The sequence below is a fragment of the Cedecea neteri genome, from assembly GCF_000758305.1.
In the GTDB taxonomy this organism is placed as follows: domain Bacteria; phylum Pseudomonadota; class Gammaproteobacteria; order Enterobacterales; family Enterobacteriaceae; genus Cedecea; species Cedecea neteri_C.
This window is the reverse complement of record NZ_CP009458.1, coordinates 3,995,272-4,018,247: the sequence shown is the minus strand read 5'-3', so window position 1 is coordinate 4,018,247 and position 22,976 is coordinate 3,995,272. Positions and strand designations below refer to the sequence as shown.

Annotated in this window: 19 protein-coding genes and 1 pseudogene; 9 read left to right on the top strand and 11 right to left on the bottom strand. The window is 54.1% G+C overall.

The window, feature by feature from the left end:
* Positions 1–19 precede the first annotated feature (19 nt).
* From LH23_RS18650 to LH23_RS18640, 3 genes are all read left to right on the top strand, one after another.
* Entirely contained in the window at positions 20–466 is a 447-nt protein-coding gene (locus LH23_RS18650; RefSeq protein WP_008454079.1) for a YcgN family cysteine cluster protein, read from the top strand.
* Between the two features lie 409 nt (positions 467–875).
* Complete coding sequence (locus LH23_RS18645; protein ID WP_039294411.1) at positions 876–1,739, top strand: aspartyl protease family protein; 864 nt, start codon at positions 876–878, stop codon at positions 1,737–1,739.
* A 144-nt stretch (positions 1,740–1,883) separates the two neighbouring features.
* Positions 1,884–2,123, top strand: coding sequence for a DUF333 domain-containing protein (locus LH23_RS18640; RefSeq protein WP_039294408.1), 240 nt, complete (start codon positions 1,884–1,886; stop codon positions 2,121–2,123).
* Between the two features lie 50 nt (positions 2,124–2,173).
* Here the strand turns inward: LH23_RS18640 and dsbB are convergent, their stop codons facing one another.
* Positions 2,174–2,704, bottom strand: a complete 531-nt coding sequence (dsbB, locus tag LH23_RS18635; RefSeq protein ID WP_039294405.1) for a disulfide bond formation protein DsbB — start codon at positions 2,702–2,704, stop codon at positions 2,174–2,176.
* A gap of 145 nt (positions 2,705–2,849) precedes the next feature.
* Complete coding sequence (gene nhaB / locus LH23_RS18630; RefSeq protein ID WP_039294402.1) at positions 2,850–4,415, bottom strand: sodium/proton antiporter NhaB; 1,566 nt, start codon at positions 4,413–4,415, stop codon at positions 2,850–2,852.
* A 228-nt stretch (positions 4,416–4,643) separates the two neighbouring features.
* Between nhaB and fadR the strand changes: the two genes are divergently transcribed.
* Complete coding sequence (gene fadR / locus LH23_RS18625) at positions 4,644–5,363, top strand: fatty acid metabolism transcriptional regulator FadR (protein ID WP_008454089.1); 720 nt, start codon at positions 4,644–4,646, stop codon at positions 5,361–5,363.
* A gap of 45 nt (positions 5,364–5,408) precedes the next feature.
* Here the strand turns inward: fadR and LH23_RS18620 are convergent, their stop codons facing one another.
* Positions 5,409–6,941: a SpoVR family protein gene (locus LH23_RS18620; protein ID WP_039296882.1), complete on the bottom strand. Its 1,533-nt coding sequence runs from the start codon at positions 6,939–6,941 to the stop codon at positions 5,409–5,411.
* A 325-nt stretch (positions 6,942–7,266) separates the two neighbouring features.
* Between LH23_RS18620 and LH23_RS18615 the strand changes: the two genes are divergently transcribed.
* From LH23_RS18615 to LH23_RS24460, 3 genes and pseudogenes are all read left to right on the top strand, one after another.
* Positions 7,267–8,565, top strand: a complete 1,299-nt coding sequence (locus LH23_RS18615) for a D-amino acid dehydrogenase (protein WP_039294400.1) — start codon at positions 7,267–7,269, stop codon at positions 8,563–8,565.
* An 11-nt stretch (positions 8,566–8,576) separates the two neighbouring features.
* The gene (dadX, locus tag LH23_RS18610) at positions 8,577–9,647 is read left to right on the top strand and encodes a catabolic alanine racemase DadX (RefSeq protein ID WP_039294397.1); all 1,071 of its coding nucleotides are present in this window, start codon (positions 8,577–8,579) and stop codon (positions 9,645–9,647) included.
* 59 nt (positions 9,648–9,706) lie between these two features.
* Positions 9,707–9,886, top strand: a pseudogene (locus tag LH23_RS24460) (hypothetical protein); the annotation flags it as partial.
* Here LH23_RS24460 and LH23_RS18605 read toward each other — a convergent pair.
* Together LH23_RS18605 and ldcA are read right to left on the bottom strand one after the other, a co-directional pair.
* Entirely contained in the window at positions 9,818–11,548 is a 1,731-nt protein-coding gene (locus tag LH23_RS18605; RefSeq protein ID WP_039296880.1) for a potassium/proton antiporter, read from the bottom strand. The pseudogene LH23_RS24460 and the gene LH23_RS18605 overlap by 69 nt on opposite strands.
* An 89-nt stretch (positions 11,549–11,637) precedes the next feature.
* Positions 11,638–12,549 (bottom strand): muramoyltetrapeptide carboxypeptidase, encoded by a 912-nt coding sequence (gene ldcA, locus LH23_RS18600; protein ID WP_039294395.1) that lies wholly within the window; start codon positions 12,547–12,549, stop codon positions 11,638–11,640.
* A gap of 95 nt (positions 12,550–12,644) precedes the next feature.
* Between ldcA and emtA the strand changes: the two genes are divergently transcribed.
* Complete coding sequence (gene emtA, locus LH23_RS18595) at positions 12,645–13,256, top strand: membrane-bound lytic murein transglycosylase EmtA (RefSeq protein ID WP_039294392.1); 612 nt, start codon at positions 12,645–12,647, stop codon at positions 13,254–13,256.
* Position 13,257: 1 nt separating this feature from the next.
* Here emtA and ycgR read toward each other — a convergent pair whose 3' ends face one another.
* Positions 13,258–13,989, bottom strand: a complete 732-nt coding sequence (gene ycgR, locus LH23_RS18590) for a flagellar brake protein YcgR (RefSeq protein WP_039294390.1) — start codon at positions 13,987–13,989, stop codon at positions 13,258–13,260.
* Between the two features lie 236 nt (positions 13,990–14,225).
* On the opposite strand from ycgR, the gene LH23_RS18585 reads away from it, so the two are divergent.
* A complete protein-coding gene (locus LH23_RS18585) occupies positions 14,226–14,477 on the top strand; it encodes a GlsB/YeaQ/YmgE family stress response membrane protein (RefSeq protein ID WP_016536859.1) in 252 nt (83 codons plus the stop codon).
* A gap of 63 nt (positions 14,478–14,540) precedes the next feature.
* Here LH23_RS18585 and LH23_RS18580 read toward each other — a convergent pair whose 3' ends face one another.
* The 5 genes from LH23_RS18580 to LH23_RS18560 all read right to left on the bottom strand — a co-directional run bounded on the left by LH23_RS18580 (position 14,541) and on the right by LH23_RS18560 (position 22,929).
* On the bottom strand, positions 14,541–16,718 hold the full coding sequence (locus LH23_RS18580; protein WP_039296877.1) for a TonB-dependent siderophore receptor: 2,178 nt from the start codon (positions 16,716–16,718) through the stop codon (positions 14,541–14,543).
* 238 nt (positions 16,719–16,956) lie between these two features.
* Entirely contained in the window at positions 16,957–18,714 is a 1,758-nt protein-coding gene (treA, locus tag LH23_RS18575; protein ID WP_039296875.1) for an alpha,alpha-trehalase TreA, read from the bottom strand.
* A 205-nt stretch (positions 18,715–18,919) separates the two neighbouring features.
* Positions 18,920–20,320: a DUF6384 family protein gene (locus LH23_RS18570; protein WP_039294387.1), complete on the bottom strand. Its 1,401-nt coding sequence runs from the start codon at positions 20,318–20,320 to the stop codon at positions 18,920–18,922.
* Positions 20,320–21,714, bottom strand: a complete 1,395-nt coding sequence (locus tag LH23_RS18565; protein WP_039294385.1) for a hypothetical protein — start codon at positions 21,712–21,714, stop codon at positions 20,320–20,322. Before LH23_RS18565 ends, LH23_RS18570 begins: the two co-directional genes overlap by 1 nt.
* Before the next feature lie 54 nt (positions 21,715–21,768).
* A complete protein-coding gene (locus LH23_RS18560; protein WP_231560149.1) occupies positions 21,769–22,929 on the bottom strand; it encodes a merozoite surface protein 3b in 1,161 nt (386 codons plus the stop codon).
* Positions 22,930–22,976: the final 47 nt, after the last annotated feature.

Below are 22,976 nucleotides of genomic sequence, written 5' to 3'. Positions count from 1 at the left end.
TTCAAATGCAGGAACCGCTATGACACCCACTCCTTTTTGGCAAAGTAAAACTCTCGACGAAATGAGCGACGCCGAGTGGGAATCCCTGTGCGACGGCTGCGGTCAGTGTTGCCTGCATAAGCTGATGGACGAAGACACCGACGAGATTTATTTCACTAACGTCGCGTGTAAGCAGCTCAACATCAAAACCTGTCAGTGCAAGAACTACGCCCGCCGCTTTGAGTACGAGCCGGACTGCATCAAACTCACCCGCGACAATCTGCCGACCTTTGAATGGCTGCCGCACACCTGCGCTTATCGTCTGCTGGCCGAAGGTAAACCGCTGCCGGAATGGCACCCGCTAATCACTGGCTCAAAAGCCGCCATGCACGGCGAGCGTATTTCCGTGCGCCATATCGCGGTGAAAGAATCGGAGGTCCGCGACTGGCAGGATCACATTCTCAACAAGCCCGAATGGGCGGATTGATGCTCTGATTTGAAAGGGAATTTGCCTTACTGGTTTTGTGCCTGGGGCATGAGTGGGGCGTATTCATTAAAATTAGCGTTCAAAACGCTCATCCGATCGCCGTTGTTGTCGTTCATCCACTTACCATAAACGTTGCGCAAAGTATGCCCCATTTGCGCTGCTATAAGTTCGGGTTCACGCCCGCACTCGGCAGGCCACTGGTTAACTCCGGTGGCTTTTTTGTTTGTGTTTTGTGGTTATTACGGTCCCATTATCTTAGTAAGTTAAACCCATAGTTTGCCCATGAGTTTTTGTTTTCAGGTCGCTGTAACCTACAATCAATATAATTCACTCAGCCCTGCATAAAACCAATGATTGGCAGAACTATTTATTTGAATCTCTTTCTTATGAAAAATATGGAAATTTAATCATGGTGAAATGTCTTCCGTTATTAATGCTTTTTTTCTCTGATGTTTGCATGGCCAGCGCCCCTGCTGATTTCTGGCGGTTGCGATATGATGAGCGAGGACTACCATTGGCGGATGTCCGAATAAATAATAGATTTCATACGTTAATGTTGGATACCGGGAGTGGAGAGGGGTTGCATCTTTACAAACATAACCTGGACACACTGATTGCAAATATCGGACTGAAAATTACTCAGAAAGCCCCCCGTCGGATGATCGATGTATCAGGTGGTGAAAGTATTATCCCGTCCTGGACAATTCATCAATTAACTATTTCTGATGTGCATTTCGATAACGTTGAAGCGGTAGAGCTCAAGCCATGGGGCTTCAACTTGGGTGGCGATGTGCCTGCAAATGAAGTGATGGGGCTTGGCATTTTTCACGACCGTCGGGTTTTAATCGACTTTAAAAATGGCCGGTTGCAAATGTTGGACTCAATCTCATCGGAAGTTAATAAGTGGTCATCCTACCCGATAAAGCAAACGGAATCGGGCTTACGTGTTACCGCATTCGTCGGAATAACGCCTTTGCATTTGATTGTAGATACTGGTGCCAGCCACTCACTTCTATTCTCAGACCGACTACCAGCCAACACGCTTTTTTCAGGGTGCAAAACCCTTGAGCCTGAGGCATCCAACTTAGACTGCAGAGTAGCGGAAATCAGTATTACAGATAACGAAGGCAAGACTAGCAGCAATGTGGCTATTGTCTCCAGTAGCTCGACTCCCCAAGAAATTGATTTCGATGGTTTGCTGGGAATGAATTTCATGCGGGAGCATCAGGTGATTCTCGATATGATTGAGGGGCGACTTTATATCAATCCTTAGATGCTTAATCCTGGGAAAAAATTTTATCTGACGCATAGTGACCTCAGTTTTTTTGCACGAAACTTCGACTACGAGTATGTAATAAAAAACTGAAGGCACTTTTTTATTTCTCCGGCGTATACTTCACTTTTCAGAGGAGGAAAAATGAAAAAAATAACAACTATTATGGGCATATTGCTGCTCAGCGGCTGTGCGACTGCAGAACGCGAGGCACCGAAGCCGCCGCACAGTGTGGGCATGGCGAACCCGGCGTCGGTTTACTGCCAGGCCAAAGGAGGGAAATCTGTCAGCGTCAAAACGCCTGAGGGCGAAAGAAGTGACTGCCTGCTGCCAGGCGGGGAAAGAATTGATGAATGGGCGCTGTACCGGCGCGATCATTCCTGAAAAAAATAACCCACCGACAGGTGGGTTATTACTATCGGGCGTTTGCGAAATTAACGGCCAAACAGATCGCGACGCTTAGGCTTGAAGAACTGAGCAATCAGCACCAGCACCGCAATAATCAGGAACACAGCGAAGATCCCGAGCAGCCACTGAACCATATCCAGCGACAGGAATTCCCACTGACGAACGGAGCAGTCACCGCTGGCAACGAAGACCTGCGGCAGCCATTTGTCCAGCGGCAGCCAGCTTGGGAAACGAGCGAAGAAATCGCAGGTCACAAACGGAGAAGGGTGAAGCTGCAGCATGGTGTGCTCCCACGCCAACTGAACGCCTTTCCCTGCGCTGTACAGCCAGATGGCCAGGGCGCCATAGCGCAGGGGGCTTTTAGGGGCTATCGCGCCCACGATACCGGCACCCATCACGCCAAATAGCGCGCAACGCTCATAAATACACATCACACAAGGTTTCAGCCCCATAACGTGCTGGAACCACAATGCCACCATCTCAAGCGCAAATGCCGTAAAGGCCAAAAGCAGCCAGGCGGTGCGCCCAAGAGAGCATTGGTTTAAATATCGCAACATAATCAGTTTCCCTGCAGCATGCGTAGAATCGGCAGTGTAAACCAATTCCCTTTTTGCGCCAGTAGCGCAGATGAAAATAACGCAGTAATCGGATGTTTATAAGGAAAAAATTTGTAACGGGAAGCGGACTTCCCGTCAAATTGCCTTAGTGCGGTGCAAGCAGCGTATCAGGCGTCATTAGCCAGCTGCTGTCCAGCATCCATTGTGTAGCAGGCGCCAGGGTATATTCCACGCACAGCAGGCCCACAAGAGTCAGCACCAACGTGTAAGGCAGCGCCATCACAACCATGCGGCCATAAGAGAGGCGAATCAACGGCGCCAGGGCCGACGTCAGCAGGAACAGGAACGCCGCCTGGCCATTCGGCGTTGCCACCGAGGGCAGGTTTGTACCGGTATTGATAGCCACCGCCAGCAGTTCGAACTGCTGCATATTGATGGCACCATTCTGCAGCGCGGTTTTCGCCTCGTTGATATAAACGGTGCCGACAAAGACGTTGTCGGAAATCGAGGAGAGCAGGCCGTTAAAGATATAAAACAGCGACAGCTGGGCGTGTGGGGAGGCATCGAGCACGTACTGAATAATCGGGCTGAACAGATGCTGGTCGATGATAACCGCCACGATGGTGAAGAACACGGTTAACAGAGCAGTAAACGGCAGCGCTTCGGTAAAGGCTTTGCCGATAGCATGTTCGTCAGTAACCCCGCACAGGGATGTCGCCAGAATAATCACCGACAGGCCAATCAGGCCGACTTCTGCCAGATGTAACGCCAGCGCGATAATCAGCCAGACGCCAATCAGTGCCTGAATCAGCAGTTTCACCTTGTCCTGCTTCGTCCGCTTCTTCGCGCTTTGGGCGTCAAAGTCATACAGGATCCCGCGCACTTTTTCTGGCAGCGTTTGCCCGTAACCAAATACTTTAAAACGCTCCAGCAGCACGCAGGTGAGCAGGCCACAAATCAGCACCGGTACGGTCACCGGCATCATGCGCAGGAAGAAATCGCCAAAATGCCAGCCCGCGTTTTTAGCAATGATCAGGTTTTGTGGCTCGCCAACCATAGTCATTACACCCCCCAGGGCGGTACCAACGCCGGCGTGCATCATCAGGCTGCGCAGGAAAGCGCGGAACTGCTCGAGGATCTCGCGGCTGTCGGTTCGGATATGGCTGTCGTCCTGAACGTTGCTGTCATCCTGCGCTTCAGAGGCCACGCGGTGATAGATGCTGTAGAAGCCCACGGCCACGCTAATAACAACGGCCACAACCGTTAAGGCATCAAGGAAGGCGGAAAGAAACGCGGCGGCGACGCAGAAAGCCAGCGACAGCGCAATTTTGGACCGGATCCCCAGCAGCAGGCGGGTGAAAAGCAGCAGCAGAAGCTGCTTCATGAAGTAAATCCCGGCCACCATAAACATCAGCAGCAACAGCACTTCGAGATTTGAAGCGATCTCAGCCCGGACGTGATCGGGACTGGTCATGCCGACCAGTACGGCTTCAATAGCCAACAGGCCGCCCGGCAGCAGCGGGTAGCACTTCAACGCCATCGCCAGCGCAAAGATAAACTCCACCACCAGCATCCAGCCCGCGATAAACGGACTGACAAACCAAAAGACCAGCGGATTAACCACTAAAAAGAGAAGTAGCGTTAATTTGTACCAGTCAGGTGATTGACCCAGAAAGTTGCGGTACAACGCCCGCCCAAAGGACATTTCCATCGTATTATTACCATTATCCGTTGTATTATGTTGATGTTTAAAAAGATAACGCTTCAGGGTACTCGTTTAAGGCGTATGCGATCAAGCCGAAGGAAATCCTGAGTTAAGGCATTTATCGTCAAAATTCAACGCCGATCCCGCATTTGCGCGCCGTCCCCGCTATCTGGCGCGCATGGCATCTGGTATGATGAGTCCAATTTGCAAAACCTGAGTAATGGAAATCTTACTATGGTCATTAAGGCGCAGAGCCCAGCGGGTTTCGCGGAAGAGTATATTATAGAAAGTATCTGGAACAGTCGTTTTCCGCCGGGTTCCATCCTGCCGGCAGAACGTGAACTTTCAGAACTGATTGGCGTTACGCGTACCACATTACGTGAAGTGCTTCAGCGTCTTGCACGCGACGGCTGGCTGACAATTCAGCACGGGAAGCCAACGCGGGTGAACAATTTCTGGGAAACCTCAGGCTTAAACATTCTGGAAACGCTGGCGCGTCTCGATCACGACAGCGTGCCGCAGCTGATTGATAACCTGCTTTCGGTGCGAACCAATATCTCCACGATATTTATTCGCACAGCGATTCGTCAGTATCCAGATAAAGCGCAGGAAGTGCTGGCCACGGCTAGCAAAGTTGAAGACCACGCGGACGCCTTTGCCGAACTGGACTACAACATTTTCCGCGGCTTGGCGTTTGCGTCTGGTAACCCGATTTATGGGCTGATCCTGAACGGGATGAAAGGGCTGTACACCCGCATCGGGCGTCACTACTTCTCTAATCCTGAAGCCCGCAGCCTGGCGCTGGGCTTTTACCACCGCCTGGCGGAAATCTGTCAGCAGGGGCTTCACGAGCAGGTCTTTGATACCGTGCGTAACTACGGTCGCGAGAGCGGCGAGATTTGGCACCGTATGCAGAAAAACCTGCCTGGCGATTTGGCGATGCACAGTCGCTAGGCCAGCATAAAAAACGCTTCCCTGGGGAAGCGTTTTTTTTCACTCCTACAGCGGGTTTCGCTGCGGGCATCGCTCCAGCAGTTCCACGCTGCCATCCGCATTTTGTTGTTCCAGCACGACGTCAAAGCCCCACAGGCGGTGCACATGCTTGAGCACTTCCCGGCGCCCTTTATCCAGCGGGGCGCGGTTGTGCGGGATGTAGCGCAGCGTCAGCGAGCGGTCTCCACGCAAATCCACATCCCAGACCTGAATGTTCGGCTCGAGGTTGCTCAGGTTGTACTGCGCCGACAGCTGAGAACGTATTTCCCGGTAACCCTCTTCGTTATGAATGGCCGAAATTTCCAGGTAATTATTACGGTCATCGTCCAGCACGGTGAACAGGCGGAAGTCGCGCATCAGCTTAGGCGACAGGAACTGGCTGATAAAGCTCTCATCCTTGAAATCACGCATGGCGAAATGCAGCGTTTCCAGCCAGTCTTTACCGGCAATATCCGGGAACCAGTAGCGGTCTTCTTCGGTCGGCGACTGGCAAATACGTTTGATATCCTGGAACATGGCGAACCCCAGCGCGTAGGGGTTAATACCGTTATACCACGGGCTGTTATAGGGTGGCTGGAACACCACGTTGGTATGGCTGTGCAAAAACTCCAGCATAAAGCGGTCGCTGACTTTGCCTTCGTCATACAGGTGATTGAGAATGGTATAATGCCAGAAGGTCGCCCAGCCCTCGTTCATTACCTGGGTCTGTTTTTGCGGATAAAAATACTGGCTCACCTTGCGCACTATACGCAGGATCTCACGCTGCCAGGGCTCCAGCAGCGGGGCATTCTTCTCCATAAAATACAGCAGATTCTCCTGCGGCTCCGAAGGGAAGCGGTGGGCGGATTCTGCGGTTTTTTCCTCTTCCTTACGCGGCAGCGTGCGCCAGAGCGTATTCACCTGGCTTTGCAGATACTCTTCCCGGCTTTTCTGGCGCGCTTTCTCCTCCTGCAGGGATATCTTCTGCGGGCGTTTATAGCGGTCGACGCCGTAGTTCATCAGCGCGTGGCAGGAATCCAGCAGGCGTTCCACCTCATCAACCCCGTAACGCTCCTCACACTGCGTAATGTAATTTTTAGCGAAAATCAGGTAGTCGATTATCGAGCTGGCATCCGTCCAGCTGCGGAACAGGTAGTTGTTTTTAAAGAAAGAATTGTGCCCGTAACAGGCATGCGCAATCACCAGCGCCTGCATGGTGATGGTGTTCTCTTCCATCAAATAGGCAATGCAGGGGTTAGAGTTGATGACAATTTCATACGCCAGCCCTTGCTGCCCGTGCTTATACAGGCGCTCGGTTTCGATGAATTTTTTGCCGAAAGACCAGTGCGGATAGTTAATTGGCATCCCCACGCTGGAATACGCATCCATCATCTGTTCTGAGGTAATTACCTCAATCTGGTGGGGATAGGTGTCCAGCCGGTAGAGCTTTGCTACCCGGTCAATCTCGGCCAGGTAGATGTCCAGTAGCTCAAACGTCCAGTCGGGTCCGTCACTCAGACGGATGGGATCCTTTGTGGCGAAATCAGTTACGGTAGCCATCAGCGCGCCCTCATTGTTTTCAACTTTCTCTGGATGGAAAGCCTCACTTTCAAGAATAGACAACTCCTGAAAGATAGCGCCGACAAGTAAAATTTTTTCTTCGCGATTTATTGATCTCAATAGCGGGGTTTTCACCCGCCTAACAGCATTTTATTTTGACGAAAATGTTTTCCCGTACAGGAGATGCTAATTATCTCGCTCCAGCACTGGCGGGCAACTCTGTGAGTTTAGTCACCATAATAAAGCCATATGTTGAATAACATATTCAACTGAGTTATCAATATGTAATCAGAAGATTATTCTTTTAGCTAATTGCGGAGCAGATATGCGTGTTGTGGTGCTGGGAAGTGGTGTCGTCGGCGTGGCGAGCGCCTGGTATTTACGTCAGGCCGGGCATGAAGTCACCGTCATCGATCGCGAATCAGGGCCGGCGCAGGAGACCAGCGCGGCCAACGCCGGGCAAATATCTCCGGGCTATGCCGCGCCCTGGGCTGCACCGGGCGTCCCGTTAAAAGCTATTAAGTGGATGTTCCAGCGCCATGCACCGCTGGCCATTAGTCTCGACGGAACCCAATTCCAGCTGAAGTGGATGTGGCAGATGCTGCGTAACTGCGATACCCGGCATTACATGGAAAACAAAGGCCGCATGGTGCGTCTGGCAGAATACAGCCGCGATTGTCTGAAAGAGCTGCGCCACACTACTGGCATTCAGTATGAAGGCCGACAGGGCGGCACGCTGCAGCTGTTCCGCACCGAGCAGCAGTATGAAAGTGCGGCGAAAGACATCGCCGTATTGAAAGACGCGGGCGTACCGTATGAACTTCTGGAAGCCAGCCAGCTCAATCGTGTTGAGCCCGCGCTGGCGGACGTAGCCCACAAACTGACCGGCGGCCTACGCTTACCGAATGATGAAACCGGTGACTGCCAGCTGTTTACCCAAAACCTGGCGCGGATGGCGGCGGAAGCGGGCGTTGAGTTCCGCTTCAATACGCCGGTTGATCGTCTGCTGTACGACAACCAGCAAATCAGCGGCGTGCAGTGTGGCCAGGAAGTGGTGAAGGGGGATGCCTACGTCGTGGCTTTCGGCTCCTATTCCACTGGCCTGCTCAAGGGCATTGCCGATATTCCTGTCTATCCTTTAAAAGGGTACTCCCTGACCATTCCTATTGCCGACGAGCAGGGCGCCCCGGTTTCTACCATTCTGGATGAGACCTACAAGATCGCGATTACCCGCTTTGACAACCGCATCCGCGTGGGAGGGATGGCGGAAATCGTCGGCTTCAACACCGAACTGCTGCAGCCACGCCGTGAAACGCTGGAAATGGTTGTCAGGGATCTCTATCCGCGCGGTGGGCACGTAGAGCAGGCAACCTTCTGGACCGGGCTACGCCCGATGACGCCGGACGGGACGCCAATTGTAGGACGTACGCCGTTCAAGAATCTCTGGCTTAATACCGGACACGGCACGCTAGGCTGGACAATGGCATGCGGTTCGGGCCAGATGCTGAGCGACCTGATCTCCGGGCGTACTCCGGCTATCCCAAGCGAGGATTTAGGCATCGCACGCTACGCGCCTGGCTTTACGCCACTGAGCGCCCGCCACCTTCACGGCGCACATAACTAAAAGGAGCCGTCATGTCCCGTCCTGTGATTGCTTCGCTGGATCTCAGCGCGCTGCGCAACAATCTTGAAGTAGTGCGCAGAGCCGCACCGCATTCACGTGTCTGGTCGGTTGTTAAGGCCAACGCGTACGGCCACGGTCTCGACCGTATCTGGTCGGCGTTAGGCGCGACCGATGGTTTTGCCATGCTGAATCTCGAAGAGGCCATTTTGCTACGTGAGCGCGGCTGGAAAGGGCCGATCCTGATGCTGGAAGGGTTCTTCCATGCCGATGAGCTGGCGCTGTTCGACAAATACCGGCTGACCACCAGCCTGCACAGCAACTGGCAGGTGAAGGCGATAGCCAACGCGAAGCTGAGCGCGCCGCTGGATGTTTATCTCAAAATCAACAGCGGGATGAATCGCCTCGGGTTTACGCCCGATCGCGTGCACGGTATCTGGCAAAAACTTCACGCGATCCCGAATGTGGGTGAACTGACGCTGATGGCGCATTTTGCTGATGCCGAGCAGCCAGAAGGCATTGTTGAGCCGATGAAGCGCATTGAGCAGGCGGCAGAAGGCCTTGATGCTCCTCGTTCGCTGTCAAACTCGGCGGCTACGCTGTGGCACCCGGAAGCGCACTTTGACTGGGTTCGCCCGGGGATCATCCTTTATGGCGCTTCTCCGAGCGGGCAATGGCAGGATGTCGCCACCAGCGGTATTCAGCCAGTAATGACGTTGAGCAGCGAAATTATCGGCATTCAGAACCTGAAGGCTGGCGATACCGTGGGCTACGGTAGCCGCTACTCCGCCAGCGGCGAGCAGCGAATCGGGATTGTGGCTGGTGGTTATGCGGACGGCTACCCGCGCATTGCGCCAGACGGTACGCCTGTCATGGTGGATGGTGTCATGACCCGCGTGGTAGGGAAAGTATCGATGGATATGATTACCGTAGATCTGACGCCTTGCCCGCAGGCCGGCATCGGCAGCCCGGTTGAGCTGTGGGGTAAAAACGTTAAAATTGACGATGTGGCCAGCGCCGCCGGTACGGTGGGTTATGAGCTGATGTGTGCGTTAGCGCCGCGAGTGCCGGTGGTGGTGAGTTAATGTCCGTGCTTCTCTCGAGAGGCAGTTTGGTTGTCACCTCACAAACCGCAGTATAGGTTTTGTTTTTTTACCCTCACCCTAACCCTCTCCCAGAAGGAGAGGGAATAAAGAAGGTTTCCGTCATTTGTTTTCCCCCTCTCCCTCTGGGAGAGGGCCGGGGTGAGGGGAAACTACTCCTCTTCTTCCTCGGCCACCCGGACACCAATCTTACGCACCAGGTTGTCTTCTTTCTCGGCCACCGTCCAAATCATCCCGGCAAACTCCACCTGGTCGCCAACAACCGGTGCACCGCCAAGCATCCCCAGCACAAAATCACCTAACGACTGCTGGGTATCCACTTCTTCATCCAGCGTCAGGCCGTAAATGGTCGCCACATCGGAGAACTGGGCGCTGGCTTCCAGAATAAAATCGCCAAAGAAACGTTGATCCAAATCCACCGGCGGCGACTGGCTAAACAGTTTCCCAAGTGCAGGAAGATCGCGTTCGCGGCCAATCACGCAAAGCACATCGCCTTCACGCAGGCGAGTGCTGCCCGTCGGATGCAGCAGCACGTTATCGCGGAACAGTGCGGCAATGCGCGTCTCTTCTGGCATATGCAGGTCACGCAGGGCGGCGCCCACACACCATTTCTCTTCGCTTAGCTGGTAGACAAATTGTTCCCACGGATTGTCAGGATGAATATCCAGGCCCACGCGGGAAACGGGCCAGCCGACCGGCGGCACCACGACTTTGGCTTTCTTTGCGGCCCAGCCCAGCGACGTACCCTGGAGCAGTAAAGACACAAGCACGACAAAGAAAGCGACATTGAAGAACAGGCGGGCGTTATCCAGCCCGGCCATCATCGGGAACACTGCCAGGATGATCGGCACTGCACCTCGCAGCCCAACCCAGCTGATAAATACGCGCTCACGAAGATTAAAACCGCGGAATGGCAGCAGACCGGCAAAAATCGACAGCGGACGAGCAAAGAAGATCATCCACGCGGAAAGCAGCAAGGCGGGCACCGCAATCGGCAGCAGATCGGACGGATTCACCAGTAAACCCAGCACCAGGAACATGCCGATTTGCGCCATCCAGGCCAGGCCGTCAAAGGTTTGCAGGATCCCGAAACGGTTGCGGATCGGGCGGTTGCCCATGACAAAGCCGCACAGATAAACAGCCAGAATACCGCTGCCGTCCAGCGCCGTGGTCACGCCAAACACCATAATTCCGCCGCTCAGGGCCAGCATCGGGTAAAGTCCGTGGGGGAGGGTTATCCGGTTAATCATTTGCAGCAGCAGATAGCCGCCGCCAAGGCCAAGCGCAATCCCCAGGCCAAATTGCTGAATGATGTGCACGAGGAACAGCCAGCTCAGGCCGGTCTGGTGTTGCTGGATCATCTCAATCAGCGTAATGGTGAGAAACACCGCCATCGGGTCATTGCTGCCCGATTCAATTTCAAGCGTCGCGCCTACGCGTTCGTTAAGGCCTTTCCCACCGAGCAGGGAGAAGACCGCAGCGGCATCGGTCGAACCCACAATGGCGCCAATAAGCAGCCCGTCAATCAGGTTCAGGTTGAACAGCCAGGCGGCGGCAATTCCGGTCAGGCCGGAGGTAATTAACACGCCGACGGTTGCCAGCGAGAGCGCGGGGCCAAGCGCAACGCGAAACGAGCTCGCCTGGGTTCGCATCCCGCCGTCAAGCAGAATCACCGCCAGCGCCAGGTTGCTGATCAGGTAAGCAAAAGGGTAATTATCAAACGGGATACCGCCGAGGCCATCGATCCCGGCCAGCATGCCGATAGCCAAAAAGATAACCAGAATGGGAATGCCCAGACGAGAGGAGAAAGAACTTAATAAGATACTGCAAGTTACCAGAACGGAACCCAAAATAAACAGACTGACAATCGCCCCTGCGTCCAAAATCACTCGTCTCCTTTGTCTATGTTGTCGAATTGTAACATGTCATCTGCTACCCAAACGCCCAAAAAGGGCGCTTAAACCGGGCTTCTTTAGCGAAGTACCGGGTGCCCGCTCAACGTCAGCCGGGAGGTGACGCCGTCGTGGGCCAGTTCGCCAAACGCGCCGAGCGGCAGCGTCACGGTTTGCGGCTCATGTCCAAAAGGCAGGCCGGAAAGGACTGGTATATTAAGGCGTTGTTGCAGCGTTTTACGCATTTCTTCAAAAGTATATCCTGCATCGTAATCTGTTGTGGTTGTACCGTTAAAACTTCCTAAAATAATTGCTTTCTGGCGTGACAGAATCCCCGCATGGTAAAGCTGCAGCAGCATGCGCTCAACGCGGAAGGGATGTTCATTAATGTCTTCCACAACCAGAATGCCACCGTCTATTTGCGGCAGAAACGGCGTGCCGACCAGAGAGATCAGCATCGCGAGATTGCCGCCCCAAACCGTGCCGCTGGCCTGCATCGCGGGCGCATCGTTTTCCCAACTTAGCGTGAACGTCGGTTCGCTGAGCGCCTGCCAAAAGTGGCGCCAGGTGTATTCATCCCTCTCCTCGGCACCAAAATTTCCGGCAAGCATTGGCCCGCTGAAGGTGATGGCCCCGCACTGTGCCAACAGGCCTAGCTGAAAAGCAGTAAAGTCGCTATGGCCGCAGATAATTTGTGGCCGGGCGCGTAGCACAGCACCCAGACGTGAAAAATCAATGTGCTCAAGCAGGCGGCTCACGCCGTAACCCCCGCGCACGGCCAGCACAATGTCCGTTTCCGGCGGTAGCGCCGCCAGCTGATTAAGTTCCGCCAGTCGTTCACTGTCCGTACCGGCAAAACGTTGAAAACGCCTTGTCACTGCCTGCTGATTGACGACCTGATGCCCATTCTCTTCCAGCCGACGAATGCCCCTGGCCGCGGCCTGTTGATTAACGCAGTAGCCGGACGGGGCGATTAAATGAATCAGAGACATGGCATTTCCTTGCTGAATATGAATTGGTTATCATGCCGCTATCGAGAGCGCTTGTCATCGCCGTTATGGCTGGCCACATCAATAAGGATAGAGGCGTGAAATTAAGAGGGTTTATCATTCTGGTGCTTTTTTTGGCCGGTTGCTCCAGCCATTCTCCGCAGCAGCAGGCGCCGTGGGATCCGACCATCCCCACCCAGCGGGCGCTGAACTGGATGCCGCTGACCGAAGTCTCCGGGCAGCAATGGGGCGTTAGCCCAAGGTTGATAACGGCGATCATTGCGGTAGAGTCGGGCGGCAACCCGAAGCTGGTTAGCGCTTCTAATGCCATCGGCCTGATGCAAATCAAAGGCTCCACGGCGGGCAAAGAGGTATACCGCAATCAAGGCTTCAGTGGGCAGCCATCGGACAGCGAACTGCGAGATCCGGCACGCAATATCGACATCGGCACAGCGTATTTGAGTATTCTGGAACACGGCATTTTACGGGGGATCAACGACCCGCAGGTGATGCAGTACGCGCTAATCGTTTCTTACGTGAACGGGGCGGGGGCGCTATTAAGAACCTTTGACTCTGACAGGCAGGACGCGATTGACAAGATTAACCGCCTGAGTCCGGATGAGTTCTACCAGCACGTAGCGACTAACCATCCTGCGCCGCAGGCACCGCGCTACCTGTATAAGGTCACGCGGGCCATGAATGCTATTTAAGCTATTTCACACGGTTGGCCCTTTCCCGGGCCGACCGCTCCAGCGAGAAAATAATTTTCTGCAGTTCGCGCTCGACCGCCGGGTTGACGTTTAAGAAACGAAAACTCAGGCGCGGAGTAGAAATGGTTTCATTTTTACTGTCCACCACTTTTCGCTCCGAAACCATCACCAGCTGCATATCAAAATAAAACTTGCCCCATTCCACGAGATCCATCTCTACGCGGCCAAAACGCAGGCCGGGCGCAAGTCCTGGCGGCAATGTGCCATCCACCAGTGCCCCCATTCCGCCGAGAGACAGGTCACAGAGCCGGAAGGCAAACTGAGACCCATCGGCCAGCTCGGTGCGACAATAGTACTGGGGCTGCGTAGGCGCGGTTATACGGAAGTATTCCCGACGCTGAACGAACCACAGCGATGGCGGCAGCGGCGTGGTAAACGCCGGGAGATTTTGATATTCCGTCGCTTTAAGGCCCGGCAGCGAGAATTCGACTTTTGCCCCCTGCGTTTCAGCGATGAAATCAATATCGTTGGCCTTCTGCACGGAAAGGTTCTCCTGCGCCTGGCTGCCAAAGTCCAGCACTAAACGCTCCGCCGAAACGTCGAGAATTTTGCTGATGAACTGCCCGTTAGACCATTCCAGCCTGACGGGAACCTGCTGTCTGTGTAAATCACGTAACACACCTAATACTGCCAGAGGAGACTGCTTCAGGAACTGATCGTTATAGTGACTCAAGGCTCAAGTCCTTGTTGTGTTTTCAGGTTGTGGTAACGAAGCTTATCGGCAAAACCGCACAAAACTTAATACAAATTTTTGACTATTTTTTCCTGAAAATGCGTATAACCAGGTGAGATTCATCACGTTTTTTTGCAACCGAACTATACTCTTTTTGACAGCAGGTCGCTGGCCGGGGCGCAGAGAGCCTCGGGCGAGCCTGCTAAAGCTCACAATGTAGAAGAGGACGTTCTAAAATGGGTATCCTGGCCTGGATTATTTTTGGTCTTATCGCGGGTGTGGTCGCTAAGTTGATTATGCCTGGCAAAGACGGCGGCGGTATTATCCTCACTTGTATTCTGGGGATCGTGGGCGCGGTTGTCGGCGGCTGGGTGGCGACGGCATTGCACCTTGGCGGACCGGTAACCGGTTTTAACTGGCCAAGTTTCTTTGTGGCGGTGATTGGCGCCATTATTGTGCTGGCTATTTTCAGGATGGTACGACGGTAGAAAGTCATTTATTACAAAAACGGCCCTGCGGGGCCGTTTTTACGTTTAGCTTTCTGTACAAGTTTAGAAATCGTAGCCCACGGTTGCAATCACGGAACGTTCTGCGCCCCAATAGCAATAGCCTGTCCCGTAGCAGCCCGCCACATAGTCACGGCCCGTCAGGTTGGTGGCATTGAGCTGCACAAACGCGCCTTTCAGCGACGGTGTCCATGCGCCTATATCTGCCCGAACCATGGTATCCAGCAGCATTACGGAAGGAACACGCAGGGTATTTTCGTTGTCGGCCCATTGTTTGCCGATGTAGCGAATCCCTGCGCCCAGGCTCAGGCCATAATCGGCTTTAAACGTGCTCCACAGGCTCGCCATTTGATTTGGCGTGACGTACGGCTTGTTGCCGTCATTACCGTCAATGGCGTCTTTATAGCGAACCCGGTTGAGGGTGTAGCTGGCAATGGTCGACAGGCGTGGTGTCAACTGAGTGCGGGCTTCCAGCTCCAGCCCCTGGGAATGCACTTTACCTGCCGGTTCAAAATAGCCGCCCTGAACGTTACGGTTGCCCACATCTTTTTGGGTCAAATCGTAAACGGCGACGCTATACAGATCGCTGGTGCCAATTGGCTGGTATTTAATCCCGGCCTCGTACTGTTCTGCGGTTGTCGGTTTCAGCAGCTTGCCTTCGGCATCGGAAAGTACCTGCGGCGTGACGGCCTGGCTGTAGCTCACATACGGCGAAATACCGTTATCAAAGGCGTACAGCAGAGATGCGCGGCCGCTAAAGTGGTTGTCGCTGCGGTTGTCCGTCACGTCACTGTCGATCGCCGTCGCCACCAGATGGCTTTTGGTGACCAGATGATCGTAGCGGCCAGACAGCGTCATATGCCAGCGGTCCCACTTCATCTCATCCTGCAGATAAGCCCCGGTTTGCTCATACTGGCGTCGGCCTGATTTAACCAAAAGCCCCTGATTAATTGTCGTGTAGCTTGGGTCACGTGGATCGTAATAGTAGTAACCGCCAACGCCGCCAGAAACGTCGGTCCATGGGTTCAGGTTGGTGGTGTAGCCCGTTCCGTCCGTCAAATCGTTGGTGAACCGGTGGTATTCCCCGCCGAGCACCACTTTATGCTGCAGGTCGCCGGTCGCGAAGTCGGCTTCCAACTGGTTGTCGATGGCCCAGGCATCCAGCGAGGAGTTTTCACGGCTGTAGTAGCGCGCCAGTTCGTTATGCGCGGTATCTGCCCAGCCAATTTGGTAAGCCTGCCGAAGCGCTACGTTTGAGTGGGTATAGCTGGCGTTTGAGCGGAAAGACCAGACATCGTCGAAGGCGTGTGCAAACTCGTAGCTGTAGATCTGCTGGTGGCGCTTAAAAGCGTCATCCCCCGGCTGTACGTCTGAGAACCCGGTATCCAGCTTGCGTCCCGTGGTGGTGTAAAGACTGCCGTCGCCCGGAACGGAACCGTGGTAGCCGCCGGACGGATCTTTTTCCAGGTAAGCTCTTAGCACCAAAGACGTTGCATCATCCGGCTGCCAAAGCAGGGAGGGCGAAATAGCGTAACGTTCGTCACGCGTGTTTTCATACTGTGTATCGCTATTTTTGGTCAGGCCGGTGATACGGAAGGCCCACTGGTCATTAATCGCGTTGGTGTAATCAAACGCCGTACCGTTGGTATTGTGGTTGCCGAAGATTGCCCGCACGTGGCCTTCTTCAACAAACTGCGGGCGTTTCGAGGTTTCCATCACCAGGCCGCCCGGCACGGTCTGGCCGTAAAGTGCGGAGGAAGGGCCTTTGATAACATCCAGCCGTTCGAGGAACCAGGGATCGACCTGGACCACGTTAAAGCTGCCCGCGTCGCTCATCAGGCGAAGGCCATCAAGGAAGATATTATTCACATCCCCGCCGTGGAAGCCCCGTAACGCGACGGTATCGTAGCGGGTTGCGCCGCCGGAGAAGCCGGTGAACACGCCCGGGGTATAGTTCAGCGCGTTGTTAATGGTTTGCGCGCCCTGGTCTTCCATTTGCTGGCGGGTCACGACGGAAATGCTTTGCCCGGTGGTAATCAGCGGCTCGTCGGTTTTGGTCGCACCACGGGTTGTGGTGGCGGTATAGCCAAGCGTAGGAGAGGTTGCGGTGTCAGCAGGTTTGGCGGTCACAACCAGGGTTTCTTCAGCCGATGAAGAAAAAGGGGCGATGAGCGCCAGCGCGCAGAGTAAAGCGGAGCGCTTGACGGTAAAAACCTTTATCATTTTTTTGTCCGGAAGTATTGAGGTCATCATCCTGATGGAAATCCTCCGCCGGCATGCGACGGGAAAACGCGGTTTAAATGCGATTTCGAATGCGAATTGTTATCGTTATTGTTTGTAAGTGCAAGGTATGTGATTTTTTTAATGCATGAAAGCCCATGAAATAACGGATGATTTCATGGGCTTGTTGTTTTAAATGAGATGATTAAGCGGCAATAATGCCGTGGTCAGTGCGGGGAGGTTACGGCGCTGGCTTGCTCGAGGCAGGTGAGCTCTCCGTTTTATCTGCGGCAGGTTTGGCCGTTTCCGTCGCCGGGCCTGGCGTGGCTGAAGGCAGTTTATCCGGCGCGTTGTCGCAGGATTTGCCTTTCGGGCAAAGCATATCCAGCATTTTCAGCGTGACGCCGTTGGTCCAGCCGAAGCCATCCTGTAGCGGATATTCACCGCCGCCACCGCCCGTGCCACCGGTGGTCACATCGTATTTTTCAACCAGCTTTTGCTCTTTGTTGTAGAGATTCTGCACCGTGCTCAGGAAGCGGAAACTGACTTCCAGCGCGAGGTCGTTATGCCCGTAATTTTGCAGACCTTCGGTGGCGACCCATTGCAGCGGCGCCCAACCGTTTGGAGCATCCCATTGCTGAGTCGTTTTTACGCTAGTGGTGGCAAGTCCACCCGCGCTGAGCAGATGCTGGCGGGTGGCTTTCGCCATCTTATCCGCTCTGTCTTGCGAAGCGGCATGAACATAGAGCGGGAACAGGGCGGCGGCGGTTAGCTGGTTTCGAACCGCGTTGCTTTTCAGATCGTAATCCGCGTACCAGCCTTCTTTGGCGTTCCACAGGTTTTGCTCAATCGCTTTTTGGCGATCAATCGCTGCCTGCTTATAGCGCTGTGCTGCGGCGCTATCTTTTGCCAGCTCGCTGGCGTGCGCCAGAGTTTTTTCAAGCTGATAGAGCAGCGCATTTAGGTCCACAGGCACAATGCTTGTGGTACGGATGGTGCCCAGCTGGGCTGGATTATCCATCCAGCGGGAGCTGAAGTCCCAGCCGGAAGCGGCGGCGGCCCGCAGATCGCGATAAATATCCGTGGCCGCACGCGACGGCGTATTTTTTGCAGTGGTGACGTCGTCGAGGTAAGACTCGGTTCGCGGCGTGTCTTTCTCATCCCAGTAACGGTTGAGCAGGGCACCATTCTTGAGTTTCACCACGCGGGCATGGGCTTCACCCGGTTTGAGGGCGTCGCTGCCTTCCATCCACCAGCTGTACTCCTGCTTCAACTGCGGGAAATAAGTTGTGTAAACGCTATCGCCTTTATTCTGCGCCAGCAGTTCCACCATCATAGCGAAGAACGGTGGTTGCGAACGGCCCAGATAGTAGCTGCGGTTCCCGTTGGGGATGTAACCCCAGGTATCGATTTCGTGCGCAAAGTTGTCCACCATATTTTGCACGTCATCCCAGCGCCCACTTTCCGCCAGTCCCAGCAGGGTGAAGTAACTGTTCCAATAGTAAAGCTCGTGGAAGCGCCCGCCGGGCACAACATAGGGTTTTGGCAGCGGGAGAAGCGGGTCCCATTTGTTGTCGCTGTTCGCGGTACGAGTCAATTCTGGCCAGAGCCCATTGATATGCTCCCGCAGGCTTTCTCCTTCCGGCGGCACAGGCTTTTTGTCTTCCTTCGGCAGGATAAAATTCACATCAACAAAATGGCGTAAGTCGAACCCGGAGAGTCGACGCTGCATACGGTAGTCCGCAAGGATCATCAGCGGGTCGCCTTTGGGCACGGCATCCGCAAAGGTTTTCTGGTCGGGGAACAGCTTCGCCGTTTGAACATCAATAAACAAAGGCCCAAAAAGCTCATCAGGCGATTGAGGCTCGGGTGGACGTGGGGTTTCTGTTTCCTGGGCTGCAAATGAAGCAAGCGGCGTGAGGCCAAATACGGCACCGGCAGCGGCCATCTGGGCCGCAAAGCAAAGCGCATAAGGCCGGCGCAAAACGGTTTTTATCATCATTTCTTCTCCATCGATGGGACGCAACGCACTACGTTGCGATCAACTCCCTGAAAACCTTAGTTGAATTTTCTGAATTTCGAGCACCGTTGAAGATAAAAAGAGAAAAACCGGATTATTTACCCCATAAAAAAGCCCCGCAGAGCGGGGCTGAAGTATCGTGTAACATTCACTGCCTAAAAAAATGCTGGCTCAGGTTTCATCATTACCAGCTCAGAATCCGCCCGCTCATGACCGGGCGCTGATAACGAACGGTAAGTTGATTGGCTGGCTTATTACCGACGATGTAGTTATCGATATGCCCATCTTCCTGCTTGTCTTTTTTGAGCTTTTCAAACTCGGCCTGGGAGATTCGAATTCCGAAGGTGGTTGTCTTGCGTTCCCGCCCGGTTTCACTGTCTTTGACCCACACCGCCTGCGGCACGCCGCGGCTGTTTATCGCTTCTGTTATCAGGTACCAACTGCGGCCGCCTGATTCATCGTAAGTTCTCTCCACACCCGATTTTTCACCGATGCGATCCACAACGATGAACGTCAGAGGTTCCACCACATAGGCATACATTTCATCCAGGCGGTTGATAGACTCTATCCATTCCGGCGGTGGAATAATCTCTGTATAGCCGCGTTCGGCTACGCTACGCTCCAGCCCGGCGACAAAATCGCTGAGTGTTTTCCTGTCACCGCTGGAAAGGGGGAGTCCGAGAAGCTTATTCTTCTTTTCCGCAAAAATTTTCATTCGCTCAATGCGAGTTTTTTGCTGCTCAACGGCGGTGCTGACCGTTGCCACAGCGGCCTCCACCGTCGGGCTATTCTGCAAGATCGCCTGTTTCGCCGCCTCGAATTTGGCTGAAACGTCAGAGGACTGGCTGAGGAATGTCGCGAACTGTGGATCAGCGGTAATCTCCTGCAGCGCGCCGTCAGCCTGCAGCAGACGAGGTACGTCGACGATGAGATTATTGGTATATTCCAGGCGATCTCTTTGTTTGTCGTTCAGCGCTGTCAGCGCTTGGAGCTGTTCCTCGCGCTCAGTACGGGAACCCGCCATCACCAAGTTTTGTGGCTGCTGATGCGAAAACTGCTCCAACATGCCGTTGACCTTATCCTCAACCTCGGCTAACGGTTTCGTGGCCCAGACAAGTGCCGCCTTATTGGCAACATCCAGCGTCCCCTTTATGTAGTGGGCAATCCCCGTCAGGTCCTGGCTTCTCTTTATCTGCAGCGCAATATTGTCGCTCAACGCTACCTGCTGCTTATGGGTGTCATAAAGACGATAGCCGGTAAACAGGGCGCCGCACAACACCAGCACGGCCAGTCCTTTTAACCACTTCGGGCTGGTCAGGTACAGGTTTGCGCCCAGCCGCTGGCTGAGGGTTAGCGACGGTGACTGATAGCTCAGACGGTGTGTGAACCAGTTTTTCACACCTTCTTCAATCAGCTCGTCATTCACAACAGTGCCCGATTTCTGGTAGTAGTCGCGTATGCGTTGGCTGATTTTCTGCCTTAACAACGGCAGGTCTAAATGCTCGTCAACGGCAATTTGCTGGGCATGCAGTGTGTCGATGATAGCCATCGCCCCAAGCTGATCGCTGAGTTTTATCTTATCCATCAGAAACTGTCCGTGGTCCGGTAACTGCCGCCACCGGTTGAAGAAGAAGAGCTAAAACCCCTGCCGGACGAACTTGTGCTGGAGCCTCTACCGGAGGATGAACTGGATGTCCACATCGAGCTGGAAGCGGGGCGTCGGGCGCTGCTATAGCTGCTGGTGACTGCGGGCTTCGGCCGCTTACGAGAGGCCGCAGAGATTTTAGCCATGATATCTTTCAGGCTTTGTTCGCCGTCCATATAGCGCTTGATCTGTTTTTCCTCGCTATCAAGCAGGCCCCATTTAAACTCCAGGTCGGGATCGTTAAAGCCATGCTGATGGAAAGCGCTCTCCAGGGATTCAGCCCGGCCAAGATCGTTCCTTGCACTCTCCTGGTCGGTTTGCGCGGCGGCAATACGGCCAACGAGGCTTGTTTCCTGAGGAATGAGGGTGCGTATTCTTTCCAGCATAATATCGTCATCCGGCGAGGCAGTGCGCGCCACCAGTTCGCTGAGCTTCTGCTGGGGCAGACGCGACATCTGCTCCGACAGTCTGCGCATAATACGCTGAAAACTCTCACCTTCTCCGTTGGCATATTCCTGTATTTTCAACTGCAGCTGGCTAACCTTTTGTTGGCTGACTGTCAGATTGGCTTCCAGGGCTTCAAGCCGCTGATACAACTCGGGCAGTCCTACATTTTTTTCTACGCGGCTAACAAAACCTTTGAAGTGCTCGTCCCGCGCAGCCGCCAACTGGCGCAGCGTTTGCAGTTTGGTTTCGGAGGCAGTCTGTAGCGCAAAAAGCATATGGTAATTAGCAACGTTTTCGTTAAAGCGGCAGAGTCCGGCAATCCAGCTGTCGAGGTTACGCCGAAGGCGCCAGGCGCGATATTTCTCGGTGCCGTAGCCTTTGCTCAGCAAATAACTAAACAATTTCTGTTGGTCGTAAACCGCCGTTTTCTGCGCGACCTCAACGTCAAGTTCGGCGTGAAGTGCGGTTTGTTTCTCTAATTCTGCGGTGAAGCTCTCTTTCTCTGTTCGAGCCTGCTCAGCTAGCGGATCTGCGGCCAGCTGCTTTTCTCGCTCGGCTTCTTGCTGGTCGACTTGTTCATCCAGGGTTACCAGAGCCCGTTGATGCTGCTGGAAACGTTGTTCTTCGGCCGTGAGCTGCTGGCGAGTGAGGTCAATTTCCTTGTTTAGCTGCTGCAGCAAGACTTGAATGTTCTGCTCGTCCACATCCACGGATGAGGATTCCTGCAGTAGCAACGTCGCCATTTTTTGGTAAAGAGAGGCGATCTGCTGCTGCAACGAGAGCTGCTGGCCGCGCAGATCGGCCACAGAGGCTTCGACAGATGAGAGCTGTAAACGCTGGCTGGCGGTATTTTGTGCCAGCGTTCGTGCCAGTTTATAGGCTTCCATTTAACTCAGGTTCTCCGTGAATCACGTCGGAATAGGGGCGTTGAAACGCCGGGATCAGCGCGTCAGTTCTGCTTTATTGACAATGCTGGTGAAGCGGCGCTTCCCGTCTTCCACCACCGCCGCCAGCTCTTCAGCATTTTTCGTGGCTTCGCCGCGCAGTTCCTCAATCATTTTGTAGCTGGATTCCTGGAAACTGACGATGGCGTTCACCAGAGAACGCACTGATTCTGCTTTGATGGTTGATCCGTAACCAGCCCGAAGTCCAGCTTCCAGCTGTTTGGTGCCGTTGGAGGCAATAGTGTTAAGCCCGTCGTTGATGCCAGCCTTCATTGCTTCCAGCGTTTTGGTACTTTCGTCCAGGCCTTGCAGCGAGGTCATTGAAGCGGAAAGCGCGGTAAAGACGATTTCGTTCGTGGCAAAAAAGGTCACGCCCTGGCGGTAAACGCGCTCTTTAATGGCGTTAGTTTGCTGCAGTCGGGCAAATACCGCTTCCGCCGCGTTGTAGGCGATAAGCAGGTTGTCGGTAAGGTCCTTGACGATTTGATAGCGCTCATCTTCTTTTTGCATCGCGCGGAGGGCTTCATCCCGGACCAATTCGCGGCGTGAGCGTTCTGCACCGTCAGCGGTATCGTTACTGTCAGCGGCGGTCTGAGCGCTCAGCAGCGTCTGACGGCATTGTTCTACACGTTGCTCTGTCATGGTCATAAGCGCCATGGCATCCACATGAGCTTCTTTCAGGCCAAAACGGAAATCCTGATAGGCGTCGAGAATAACTTTCTCGCGGGAGATTTGGTCATCGGAGGCTTTCGCCACCTCGAGCCAGGTCTTTTTGATAGCGTTGAATCGATCCGGAATAGAGCCACGACGGAGGGTCATCCAGCCGGATTTAATGCGCTCCATCAGGTCAAGTTTTCCGTCGTCAAGCCAGCCCACCATTTGGGTTGCATCCTGGCGGATAGAGTCGAAAGCGGCGACGATTTTTGTCTGGCGGTTGGCAACATCCATGCTTGAAATATTGTCGCGCACGACGGCATTAAATGCGCTTTGCTGCTGCAACGTTCTGCCGATGGCGGTAACGCGATCGGTATCCAGGTCCGCAATCGCGTCCAGCAGCACCAGCACCGGTGTTTCGGCTTCTGGCGCGGGCATGATGCCCAGTTTCTGTAATTTTTGTATGGCCCGGTTGGTATAGCTGGCTACGGCAGATGTCATCATCGCTTCCTTTGTTGATGTCAAAATATTTCAGCCAGCACTATACCCTG

Coding starts and splice junctions, on each gene's coding strand:
- LH23_RS18650 (WP_008454079.1), top strand. CDS start 20: ATGACACCCACTCCTTTTTGGCAAAGTAAAACTCTCGACGAAATGAGC.
- LH23_RS18645 (WP_039294411.1), top strand. CDS start 876: ATGGTGAAATGTCTTCCGTTATTAATGCTTTTTTTCTCTGATGTTTGC.
- LH23_RS18640 (WP_039294408.1), top strand. CDS start 1,884: ATGAAAAAAATAACAACTATTATGGGCATATTGCTGCTCAGCGGCTGT.
- dsbB (WP_039294405.1), bottom strand. CDS start 2,704: ATGTTGCGATATTTAAACCAATGCTCTCTTGGGCGCACCGCCTGGCTG.
- nhaB (WP_039294402.1), bottom strand. CDS start 4,415: ATGGAAATGTCCTTTGGGCGGGCGTTGTACCGCAACTTTCTGGGTCAA.
- fadR (WP_008454089.1), top strand. CDS start 4,644: ATGGTCATTAAGGCGCAGAGCCCAGCGGGTTTCGCGGAAGAGTATATT.
- LH23_RS18620 (WP_039296882.1), bottom strand. CDS start 6,941: ATGGCTACCGTAACTGATTTCGCCACAAAGGATCCCATCCGTCTGAGT.
- LH23_RS18615 (WP_039294400.1), top strand. CDS start 7,267: ATGCGTGTTGTGGTGCTGGGAAGTGGTGTCGTCGGCGTGGCGAGCGCC.
- dadX (WP_039294397.1), top strand. CDS start 8,577: ATGTCCCGTCCTGTGATTGCTTCGCTGGATCTCAGCGCGCTGCGCAAC.
- ldcA (WP_039294395.1), bottom strand. CDS start 12,549: ATGTCTCTGATTCATTTAATCGCCCCGTCCGGCTACTGCGTTAATCAA.
- LH23_RS18585 (WP_016536859.1), top strand. CDS start 14,226: ATGGGTATCCTGGCCTGGATTATTTTTGGTCTTATCGCGGGTGTGGTC.
- LH23_RS18580 (WP_039296877.1), bottom strand. CDS start 16,718: ATGATAAAGGTTTTTACCGTCAAGCGCTCCGCTTTACTCTGCGCGCTG.
- treA (WP_039296875.1), bottom strand. CDS start 18,714: ATGATAAAAACCGTTTTGCGCCGGCCTTATGCGCTTTGCTTTGCGGCC.
- LH23_RS18570 (WP_039294387.1), bottom strand. CDS start 20,320: ATGGATAAGATAAAACTCAGCGATCAGCTTGGGGCGATGGCTATCATC.
- LH23_RS18565 (WP_039294385.1), bottom strand. CDS start 21,714: ATGGAAGCCTATAAACTGGCACGAACGCTGGCACAAAATACCGCCAGC.
- LH23_RS18560 (WP_231560149.1), bottom strand. CDS start 22,929: ATGATGACATCTGCCGTAGCCAGCTATACCAACCGGGCCATACAAAAA.